The following is an 8,641-nucleotide window of genomic DNA, read 5'->3' on the forward strand; positions in this document are numbered from 1 at the left end:
GTTTACCCTCCTTGTTCCAGCTTGCGCTTCAGATTTTGCAGCTCGCGGTCCACGGCTTGCGAGACCACCGTGCCGGCCTGGTAGACGAGTTCCTGGCCCATGCGCCGCAAATCTCTGAGGCTCTTGGTCTCCAGCTCCATATCCGTCAGCCGGTCGTCCACCTTGCGCAGCATTTGCGAAGGATCGGCGCTACCGGGCGCGAATCGGGCGTTCAGCCTCTGCTGCAGCTTCAACGACTCCATCCGGGCGATGTAGAACTGCCTGCGGTCGTACACGCTGCGGTATTCGTCCCGCAGCTCCTGCAGCAGCTGCTCCAGCTCCAGCAGCTCGCCGCGGCTCTGCTCGTACAAGCCTTGATAGCGCTCCGCCCGTTCTTCATGGGCGACCTTGTCGGCGAGCGCCAGCTTCGCGGCGTTCTCCTCGCCTGCCTTCAGCGCGGTCAGCGCTTGTTCCTCGCGGCGCTGCGCCCATAGCTGCGCGTCCTTTAACTGCTTGTGCATCTGGTCGGTATGGGCGGCGTATTGCCGCTGCAGCACCTCGCACTGGCAGATCTCTTGATGCGTCGACCAGAGGAACTGATCGATGAGCTTCACGGGGTCCTCCGCGTTGTCCAGCCTCTCGTTCAGCGTTGCGACCGTTATGTCCCGCACTCGTTTGACTACGCTCATTGTTATGGATAACCTCCTTTGCTTACCATCTGCGGGTACGACCCGATTTGCCGTTCAGCATCGATATTCCCAGCACGATCAGCCCGATCGCCGCGACCCAGAAGATCACGACCGACAGCTTGCCCAGCAGCATGAAGCCGCCGATAATGCCGATTACGATGCCGATCAGTCTGTAACCGTTGCGCCATGCCATCACGCCAAGACCGATGATCGCGATCGGAATGAGAAGACCGATGATCCATCCGACCAAGTGACCCAGCTTACCGAAGAGAAGAAGCACGCCCAACGCGATCAGTACCACTGCCCAACCACTGTTCTTTTTCAACTCGTCTCACCCCTTTGCGTCGTTTCCTGTTTGCTTTACCTCACAAATTCATTGTAAACGCTCGGACGCCTTCGGATAACGGACCCGCGCACGGAATTGGCCCTAGACTGCAGTCGGGGGCCGGCACGGTCTTAAGGTGCCAACATTTGCGGGTACCTTTCGCCTTCCGTCTATGTTAGCGTTATCTATACCATAAACGGGAGGTGTTTGGATGTTACGCAAACGCTTGACGATCGTCACGGCCAGCCTGTTGGCGGCTTCGGCGATATGGACGGCTCTGCCGGCAGCTTACGCTTCCGCCGCCGACGCGACGGACATCGGCTCCGCTTGGACCTTTGAAGGCACGAGCCCTGCCCCCGATGAATCGGTAGACGGTACAACCGCTTTCTCATCCGACGTTGAAAAGATAATTGCAGAAGGCATGCGTTATATAGGAACGCCTTACGAATACGGTTCGGATCGGAGTACCGATGCGACGTTCGATTGCTCGGACTTCGTTAAATGGATCTATTCCCGCGGGGCGGGGATCGAGCTGCCTTCCGACTCGCGCAGCCAGGGAGATTACGTCAAGAAAAAAGGGGCCGTCGCGAGCGATTGGCGCGAGCTGAAGCGGGGAGATTTGATGTTCTTCATGTCCTATCGCGGCACGTCCGCTTCCGCATACGGCGATTCGGTCAAGTCTAACGCCGAAATTACGCATGTCGCGTTATACCTGGGAGACGGCAAAATGCTTCAAACTTACTCCAAGGACAGCGGCGGCGTTCGTACGGACACGATCGACGGCACGACTTGGGAAAAGCGGTTTTTGTTCGGGGGCAGCGCCCTCTGAGGTTTTTCACTACTATTGATAGAGGCTCCGCCCCTTCATTCGGGGCAGAGCCTTTTTTATAGCCAGGTCCAGCTGGGAAACATCGCCGCCTGCCCCCGGTACGCACCCTTATCGTCAATGAGATTCCAGACAACGGCTTGCTCGATCCGAAACCTTTTGCCGCTCCCCGAGATTCTGACGCCCTCGTAACCGTCGGAGTACCCCTTTATCCTGACATTGTCCATAAAGGCTTCCCTGACGCTTTGCTCCAGCGGTTCGGCTGTCAGCCTGGAAGGCATCGCGGTAAACGACTGCCAGGTCATTTCCCATAGCATCAGCGCAGTCCGATTGCCATAGTTCAGCACCGGATCCGCCTCCGTTCCGTGGGACAACAAAGCAAACGGCGCTTCGTGCAATCGAACTGACGCAAGCGATTCCTTCTCGGTTTCGATCAACGTTTTTCCTGTTAATTTCAGGTAGCTGTCCATGAGCAACCGGCTGTGCCGCTCCAGCCATTCGCCGTCCTCTAAGCGCATCCGTTCCTCGCCCCTTTCCCATTTCCCCATTGTACTTCCGTTTCACCGGCGGTCAAGATGGACAATAGGAAGTAGTCCCGGGCTGGCCCTACCGATGGCCTAACGGCCGGCGGTACGGATAGAATGTCCGACGGATAGCGCACAATGACATTAACTTTCAAAGGAGGAATTCAAAATGAGCGAATCCCAGCATATCATCGATAAGGAAGAGCAAATCGATACGTCCAAGGTGGGCGATACCATCTCGAGAATCGACGCTCCGAAAAAGGACGAGATCCTGAGCAACTTCGAATCGTTCAAGAGTTATCTGAACAGGCGCATCGCGCTTGGCGAGTCGCTCGGCCTCTCCGAGGAGCAGCTCGCGCAGGTCGCCGAGAAGGTTGCGGATTATCTGGCCGCGCACGAGGATCCCCGCAACGCCGAGGAGAATCTGCTGAAGGAATTGTGGAAGGTCGGCGAACAGGACGAACGGCACAAGCTTGCGCATATGCTCGTAAGGCTGGCGCAGCAATCCTGATCGTCCTGAGGCTGTGAATTGCGTTCGACCGTCGTATGGTGCGGCGGTCGATCCCTCACCCAGGCAAGGAGGAAAGGAAGATGGACAAAAAAACGAAAAAAAAGTCGCTGCGTTTTGCCGAAAACTTGTACTGCCGCTTTCAGGACGACGAAGTGCCCGCGATGGGCGCTCAGTTGACCTATTACTTAATCCTGGCGATATTTCCTTTCATGATCTTTCTTATCGCCTTGATCGGGTTCACGCCGTTCACGACCTGGGATCTGCTGGACGCCCTGAATAAGGTGCTGCCGCAGTCGAACAGCCAGGTGCTTGTAGATTGGATCAAAAACATACAAGACAATCGCAGCGGCGCATTGCTGTCTTTCGGGATCATCGGTTCGCTATGGTCGGCCTCGAGCGGCATTAATGCCATCATCCGGGCGCTGAACAAAGCCTATGACGAGCCGGAGACCCGCCCGTTCTGGAAGGTTAAGGGCCTGTCGCTTATCGTGACGCTTGTCCTCACGCTCGTTATTTTCAGCAGCCTGGCCTTGCTCGTATTCGGCCGTTGGCTCGGCGAGTGGATTTTCAAGACGTTCGCGCTTCCCGATTTCTTTGACGAAGTATGGTCCGTGGCGCAGTTCGTCATCCCGATCGCGATCATCGCGCTCGTGTTCACGGCCATGTACAAGTACGTGCCCAACCGGCATTTGAAATTCAAGGAGGTTCTGCCGGGCGCCCTCGTGGCAACGATCGGCTGGATCGTCGCGTCGGGACTGTTCGCTTTTTACGTCAGCAACTTCGGCAACTATACGAAAACGTACGGCAGCTTGGGCGGCGTGATCGTGCTGCTCACCTGGCTTTACATCAGCAGCATCATCGTCGTACTCGGCGGCGAAGTTAACGCGACGCTTGCATTCGACCGGGAAGGCAAGAGCAAGCCCGAGTGCAAAAAGTACACCCACTCCATCACGAACGCCTGGAACAAAGTCAAAAACTGGCGCTCGCCCAAACGAGACGACAAGGGTAAAAAAGTGCCTCCCCATGTGCATACTTAAAACATGGCGGTTCGCTGCATCGATACCCCAAAGGGATACTGAAAACCGCCTTGCGATCGGAATGTCGCGTGCAGATTCCATTCAGTGGCGCAGACAGCACAGTCCGAATGTGGGTCGAATATAATCGGGCCGGAATATCGATTCCGGCCCTTATTCTTGTTCATTATGCGATTATGCGATTATGCGATGCCTGCCTCGCATGATTGTCCGTTTTTCGCGCTAAGCCTCTTGCTTTACGGCCTACGGCGTTCTCTCCCGATGAGCCAGATAAAACAGCAGTCCCGTACCTATCGCTCCGCCGGCGAAGTTGCCCAGCAGGACCGGAATCCAGTTCCACAAGAGCATGTCCGCAACCGAGTAGTTCGCGCCGAGCATGAGACCGGCTGGTAACAGGAACATATTCACGATTAAGTGCTCGAAGCCTTGTCCGAAAAACAGCAGCACCGGCATCCACATCGCCGTAATCTTGCCGATCGTCGATGTCGAGGACAAGCTCATGATAACGCCGAGCGCAACCAGCCAGTTGCAAAGAACGGCCTTTACGATCGCCAGCATCCAGCCGTCCGCGCCGATATGAATATATGCGCTCGTCTTGCCTACCGCCGCCGAAATGATCGCTTGCACGAGCGGATTGCTCATATCATGGCCCATCTTCGTGATGGTCATCGTATATAACGCCGCGTACAGTCCCGCACCGATCAGGTGTCCTGCGAGCGCCCATGCGAAGCTCGAGACCATCTTGCCCACGCTGATCCTTCTCTTGAGCGCGGCCAGCGGCAGAGCCGCGAAGCTGCCAGTCACAAGTTCTAAGCCCAACAGCAGAATGAGCACGAAGCCGATGGGAAACAGAACGGCGCCTGCGATCGGCATTTTCGTCTGCACGGAAGCGGTATAGGCCAAGGTCGTTGCGCATCCGAGTATCGCGCCCGCCAATCCACTTCGCACGAGCTTCTGCGATACGGACAGCTTGGACTTCGTTTCCCCCATTGCAATCAGGCTCTCCAACATCTGTCCCGGCTTCACATAATCCATGCTAACGCCCCCTAAGCTGCTGCCGGACGACGCCTGTCAGCCTCGGCCGGCTTCTTTGCTTCATTATAGGCAGGGGGGCGCAGCTGCGCTGTGACTAACTTAACAAGCGTTAAACTTATATGATGGTGCCTGTCGTTAGCGTGTCTCCGTCAAACCTGCATCGATAAGTCTGTACGAAAGCGGTCTCGATCGGGCGAACGATGAGCAAAAAGGTTTTCGCATCCGGCCAGCATCTGCTCGCAGCCATTTGCACGACCGCGTCGTTTTCGGCAACAAACCTTCCCACACGGCAGAGATAGAGGCTGTCCCAGCTTCGCAAAATGCTCCGTATTCACGCTAAGTCCCCAGCCTCCCATAAATGGATGCTCCTTCGCCTAACCTGAATCCCTCTCTCAATCTTGGATTTATGAAAAAAAGACAGCCTAAGCTGTCTTTTTTACATCATATTTATTGAGGTCGCATAATGATGCCTAACGGTCCGGTGAAACGAGAAATTCATAATGCACCGCTTCCTCTATTAACGTTACGCTTGCCGAGACGACGATTTGTACTGCTTCAGCCCTGCCCGACTTTAAAGCAAATCGAACCCGCTCGGTCTTGCCGTTAAGACGAAGACTCGGACTGAAATGAAGCTGGTACAAGATCTGGCTTGCTCTCGTCAAGATCGATTCGAACCGGACGCCTGCCAGCGCATGCGGCATAAAGCCGAACAATCTGCAAAACTCCGCGTCGGCTTCTAAAATGAGATCTTCCTGAGTGAGCAAAAGTCGACCTACCGGCGGGACGGCCTTGTCCCCTTCGGTCGGCACCAGGACGCTCAAGCCTCCGCTACCTTGTCTGTCTCCGCATACGCTTCTTGGAGATAATCGGATATAAGCGCTACGGTCTCGTCCGGATGACTAACGTGAGGGCAATGGCCGGTTGCCTCCATCATTCGAAAGGAACTGTCGCGGATTTGCTGATGCATATAGGCGCCCACTTCCAACGGGGCAATCATGTCTTCCATGCACTGCATGATAAGCGTAGGGGTCTCCACCTTCGGCAGCACGTCCCTGTGGTCCGACAAGAAGGTCGCCCTGGCGAATATACCCGCAATTGTCGGATCCACCTTGCAGAAGCTGTCCTCCAGCTCTCTTGCGAGAGCAGGACGATCGGAATTGCCCATAATCATCGGAGCCAGGTAGCCCGACCACTGCTTGTAGTTGGATGCCATGAGTCCCAGCAGCCCTTCGATATCCTCGCGTTCAAAGCCGCCGATATAATCCGGCAGATCGTTAATATATCGGGGAGACGGTCCGATTAAAACAAGGTGTTCGAACAGTCCGGGGGATTGCACCGAAGCAAGGATGCCGATTAATGCAGCAACCGAATGTCCGACAAAGACTGCATTTTGAAGCTCCAGTGCTTCGCATATTTCTAATACGTCCGCTGCGTATCCAGACAGTTCGCTGTAACGGACCGGATCGTATGCATTCTTATCCGATTCTCCAGCGCCCACGAAGTCAAACAGAACGATCTTCCATTGTTCCTCAAAGGCCGGTGCGACAAATCTCCACATGTTCTGATCGCAACCGAATCCGTGTGCGAAGAGCATCACCTTGTCGCCTTTTCCTTTTATGATCACATTGTTTCTATTGAGAACATCAAGCTTATGCGACATATTTAACCTCCCGAGTTTGAAATCCGATAACGTCGAGCGGTTATGTTGAATTCTTTTATTATACTACTTACATCCAGGTGCAACAAATCGCCGCACCCCTTCTATTAAAAAACAGACGATCCTTCTTGCGATCGCCTGTCAAATCCAGCATACCCTATAAAAATAAAAAAACAAGAAATTATAAAATTTCTTGATTTCGTAGTTATGGTGCCGGTGAAGGGACTCGAACCCCCACTCCCTCTCGAGAAGCGGATTTTGAGTCCGCCGCGTCTGCCATTCCGCCACACCGGCATATTAAATTTTAGCTTCAAACAAAAAAATGGCGCGCCCTAAGAGATTCGAACTCCTGGCCTTTAGATTCGTAGTCTAACGCTCTATCCAGCTGAGCTAAGGGCGCGAATATGAAGTTGGAGGCGCCACCCAGACTCGAACTGGGGGTAGAGCTTTTGCAGAGCTCTGCCTTACCACTTGGCTATGGCGCCAAGAACTTAGATGGAGCGGAAAACGGGATTCGAACCCGCGACCTTCTCGTTGGCAACGAGATGCTCTACCACTGAGCTATTTCCGCAAATGGCTGGGGATCTAGGGATCGAACCTAGGAATGACGGAGTCAAAGTCCGTTGCCTTACCGCTTGGCTAATCCCCAACGAGGTAAAAATGGGGCGACCGAGGGGAATTGAACCCCCGAGTGTCGGATCCACAAACCGATGCGTTAACCACTTCGCCACGGTCGCCATAATCACAAAGCCTTTATTGGCAGGGGCAGCAGGAATTGAACCCACACTAACGGTTTTGGAGACCGCTGTTCTACCTTTAAACTATGCCCCTATAATGTTAAGGTAAAACTGGTGGAGGATGATGGATTTGAACCACCGAACCCGAAGGAACAGATTTACAGTCTGCCGCGTTTGGCCACTTCGCTAATCCTCCAAGACTGTAAAACAAATGGTGCCGTCGAGAGGACTTGAACCCCCAACCTACTGATTACAAGTCAGTTGCTCTACCAATTGAGCTACAACGGCATATCCATTAAGGTACTACTCAGATGGTGGCTCGGGACGGAATCGAACCGCCGACACGAGGATTTTCAGTCCTCTGCTCTACCAACTGAGCTACCGAGCCATTTTGCAATCTGTCTTAGAAAGAAAATGGCGGAGCTGACGGGATTCGAACCCGCGGTCTCCTGCGTGACAGGCAGGCATGTTAGGCCTCTACACCACAGCTCCATGTGGGATCTCGGATAAACTCCGGGATAAAGTTGGTTGCGGGGGCAGGATTTGAACCTGCGGCCTTCGGGTTATGAGCCCGACGAGCTACCGGGCTGCTCCACCCCGCGTCGTTAGTAAGTCTTACTATTTTGGCGACGTTTCATATCATAACCGATATCGCCTTAGTAATGCAAGCCTTTTCTAAAACTTTTTTTGATTCAGGCTTTGTAAAGATGGTGACCCGTGGGGGAATCGAACCCCCGTTACCTCCGTGAAAGGGAGGTGTCTTAACCGCTTGACCAACGGGCCTAATTCTTAGGTAAATAACTGGCGGAGAGAGAGGGATTCGAACCCTCGAGACGCTTGTGACGCCTACACGATTTCCAATCGTGCTCCTTCGACCAAACTCGGACATCTCTCCATGATGGCTCCCCGAACAGGACTCGAACCTGTGACAACTCGATTAACAGTCGAGTGCTCTACCAACTGAGCTATCAGGGAATATTATTAAATTGTGCTGCTCGGCCTGGCGACGTCCTACTCTCCCAGGACCCTGCGGTCCAAGTACCATTGGCGCTGGAGGGCTTAACGGTCGTGTTCGAGATGGGTACGCGTGGGACCCCTCCGCCATTACCACCAGACCTATTGCGCAGCAAAGCGCGCAACGGTGTAGCCTAGCAAGGCGTAGCCTACTGTGTGGCTTATGCCATACAGCTTTGCAGCTTACAGAGCTTGCGCCCTGAAAACCGGATGCGAAACGAATCTGCGCTAGAAATTCTCTTGCCTGTGCGGCTTGCCGTTTGTTCCTAGATCGGAACAGTAGGATAAGCCCTCGACCGATTAGTACTCG

At 54.1% G+C, this 8,641-nt stretch carries 9 protein-coding genes, 15 tRNA genes and 1 rRNA gene; 3 read left to right on the top strand and 22 right to left on the bottom strand.

Features of this window, described 5'->3' with window-relative positions; translation table 11 throughout:
• Positions 1 to 2: 2 nt before the first annotated feature.
• Both ACFOTD_RS33535 and ACFOTD_RS33540 read right to left on the bottom strand, forming a co-directional pair.
• A complete protein-coding gene (locus tag ACFOTD_RS33535; protein ID WP_378124356.1) occupies positions 3 to 668 on the bottom strand; it encodes a PspA/IM30 family protein in 666 nt (221 codons plus the stop codon).
• Between the two features lie 22 nt (positions 669 to 690).
• On the bottom strand, positions 691 to 993 hold the full coding sequence (locus ACFOTD_RS33540; protein ID WP_378124357.1) for a hypothetical protein: 303 nt from the start codon (positions 991 to 993) through the stop codon (positions 691 to 693).
• A gap of 211 nt (positions 994 to 1,204) precedes the next feature.
• On the opposite strand from ACFOTD_RS33540, the gene ACFOTD_RS33545 reads away from it, so the two are divergent.
• Positions 1,205 to 1,822, top strand: a complete 618-nt coding sequence (locus tag ACFOTD_RS33545; protein WP_378124358.1) for a C40 family peptidase — start codon at positions 1,205 to 1,207, stop codon at positions 1,820 to 1,822.
• 56 nt (positions 1,823 to 1,878) lie between these two features.
• Here the strand turns inward: ACFOTD_RS33545 and ACFOTD_RS33550 are convergent, their stop codons facing one another.
• Positions 1,879 to 2,337, bottom strand: a complete 459-nt coding sequence (locus tag ACFOTD_RS33550) for an MEKHLA domain-containing protein (RefSeq protein ID WP_378124359.1) — start codon at positions 2,335 to 2,337, stop codon at positions 1,879 to 1,881.
• A 175-nt stretch (positions 2,338 to 2,512) separates the two neighbouring features.
• On the opposite strand from ACFOTD_RS33550, the gene ACFOTD_RS33555 reads away from it, so the two are divergent.
• A complete protein-coding gene (locus ACFOTD_RS33555) occupies positions 2,513 to 2,854 on the top strand; it encodes a DUF3243 domain-containing protein (RefSeq protein WP_378124360.1) in 342 nt (113 codons plus the stop codon).
• A gap of 80 nt (positions 2,855 to 2,934) precedes the next feature.
• Positions 2,935 to 3,891 carry a YihY/virulence factor BrkB family protein gene (locus ACFOTD_RS33560; protein WP_378124361.1) on the top strand — a complete coding sequence of 319 codons (957 nt, stop codon included), beginning with the start codon at positions 2,935 to 2,937 and terminating at the stop codon, positions 3,889 to 3,891.
• A gap of 240 nt (positions 3,892 to 4,131) precedes the next feature.
• Here the strand turns inward: ACFOTD_RS33560 and ACFOTD_RS33565 are convergent, their stop codons facing one another.
• The 19 genes from ACFOTD_RS33565 to rrf all read right to left on the bottom strand — a co-directional run bounded on the left by ACFOTD_RS33565 (position 4,132) and on the right by rrf (position 8,432).
• The gene (locus tag ACFOTD_RS33565; protein WP_378124363.1) at positions 4,132 to 4,923 is read right to left on the bottom strand and encodes a formate/nitrite transporter family protein; all 792 of its coding nucleotides are present in this window, start codon (positions 4,921 to 4,923) and stop codon (positions 4,132 to 4,134) included.
• A gap of 470 nt (positions 4,924 to 5,393) precedes the next feature.
• Positions 5,394 to 5,744 carry a hypothetical protein gene (locus tag ACFOTD_RS33570; protein ID WP_378124364.1) on the bottom strand — a complete coding sequence of 117 codons (351 nt, stop codon included), beginning with the start codon at positions 5,742 to 5,744 and terminating at the stop codon, positions 5,394 to 5,396.
• Complete coding sequence (locus tag ACFOTD_RS33575; protein ID WP_378124365.1) at positions 5,741 to 6,583, bottom strand: alpha/beta fold hydrolase; 843 nt, start codon at positions 6,581 to 6,583, stop codon at positions 5,741 to 5,743. The genes ACFOTD_RS33570 and ACFOTD_RS33575 overlap by 4 nt, the downstream gene beginning before the upstream one ends.
• Positions 6,584 to 6,788: 205 nt before the next feature.
• Positions 6,789 to 6,874 (bottom strand) — tRNA-Leu (locus tag ACFOTD_RS33580).
• 29 nt (positions 6,875 to 6,903) lie between these two features.
• Positions 6,904 to 6,980 (bottom strand) — tRNA-Arg (locus ACFOTD_RS33585).
• A gap of 11 nt (positions 6,981 to 6,991) precedes the next feature.
• A tRNA-Cys gene (locus ACFOTD_RS33590) sits at positions 6,992 to 7,065 on the bottom strand.
• An 11-nt stretch (positions 7,066 to 7,076) separates the two neighbouring features.
• A tRNA-Gly gene (locus ACFOTD_RS33595) sits at positions 7,077 to 7,151 on the bottom strand.
• Between the two features lie 3 nt (positions 7,152 to 7,154).
• Positions 7,155 to 7,229, bottom strand: a tRNA-Gln gene (locus ACFOTD_RS33600).
• Between the two features lie 12 nt (positions 7,230 to 7,241).
• Positions 7,242 to 7,317, bottom strand: a tRNA-His gene (locus ACFOTD_RS33605).
• Between the two features lie 20 nt (positions 7,318 to 7,337).
• Positions 7,338 to 7,411, bottom strand: a tRNA-Trp gene (locus ACFOTD_RS33610).
• Positions 7,412 to 7,429: 18 nt separating this feature from the next.
• A tRNA-Tyr gene (locus tag ACFOTD_RS33615) sits at positions 7,430 to 7,513 on the bottom strand.
• Between the two features lie 16 nt (positions 7,514 to 7,529).
• Positions 7,530 to 7,605: transfer RNA gene (locus ACFOTD_RS33620), tRNA-Thr, on the bottom strand.
• 24 nt (positions 7,606 to 7,629) lie between these two features.
• Positions 7,630 to 7,705 (bottom strand) — tRNA-Phe (locus tag ACFOTD_RS33625).
• A gap of 27 nt (positions 7,706 to 7,732) precedes the next feature.
• Positions 7,733 to 7,809: transfer RNA gene (locus ACFOTD_RS33630), tRNA-Asp, on the bottom strand.
• 33 nt (positions 7,810 to 7,842) lie between these two features.
• A tRNA-Met gene (locus tag ACFOTD_RS33635) sits at positions 7,843 to 7,919 on the bottom strand.
• Between the two features lie 106 nt (positions 7,920 to 8,025).
• Positions 8,026 to 8,100 (bottom strand) — tRNA-Glu (locus ACFOTD_RS33640).
• Positions 8,101 to 8,119: 19 nt separating this feature from the next.
• Positions 8,120 to 8,212: transfer RNA gene (locus ACFOTD_RS33645), tRNA-Ser, on the bottom strand.
• Positions 8,213 to 8,216: 4 nt separating this feature from the next.
• Positions 8,217 to 8,292, bottom strand: a tRNA-Asn gene (locus ACFOTD_RS33650).
• A gap of 23 nt (positions 8,293 to 8,315) precedes the next feature.
• Positions 8,316 to 8,432: ribosomal RNA gene (gene rrf / locus ACFOTD_RS33655) — 5S ribosomal RNA — on the bottom strand.
• Positions 8,433 to 8,641: the final 209 nt, after the last annotated feature.

It is taken from the genome of Cohnella sp. GCM10012308 (assembly GCF_042649185.1).
GTDB lineage: Bacteria > Bacillota > Bacilli > Paenibacillales > Paenibacillaceae > Cohnella.

Excerpts from the sequence above, each read along its gene's own strand:
- ACFOTD_RS33535 (WP_378124356.1), bottom strand. The coding sequence starts at position 668 with ATGAGCGTAGTCAAACGAGTGCGGGACATAACGGTCGCAACGCTGAAC.
- ACFOTD_RS33545 (WP_378124358.1), top strand. The coding sequence starts at position 1,205 with ATGTTACGCAAACGCTTGACGATCGTCACGGCCAGCCTGTTGGCGGCT.
- ACFOTD_RS33550 (WP_378124359.1), bottom strand. The coding sequence starts at position 2,337 with ATGCGCTTAGAGGACGGCGAATGGCTGGAGCGGCACAGCCGGTTGCTC.
- ACFOTD_RS33555 (WP_378124360.1), top strand. The coding sequence starts at position 2,513 with ATGAGCGAATCCCAGCATATCATCGATAAGGAAGAGCAAATCGATACG.
- ACFOTD_RS33560 (WP_378124361.1), top strand. The coding sequence starts at position 2,935 with ATGGACAAAAAAACGAAAAAAAAGTCGCTGCGTTTTGCCGAAAACTTG.
- ACFOTD_RS33565 (WP_378124363.1), bottom strand. The coding sequence starts at position 4,923 with ATGGATTATGTGAAGCCGGGACAGATGTTGGAGAGCCTGATTGCAATG.
- ACFOTD_RS33575 (WP_378124365.1), bottom strand. The coding sequence starts at position 6,583 with ATGTCGCATAAGCTTGATGTTCTCAATAGAAACAATGTGATCATAAAA.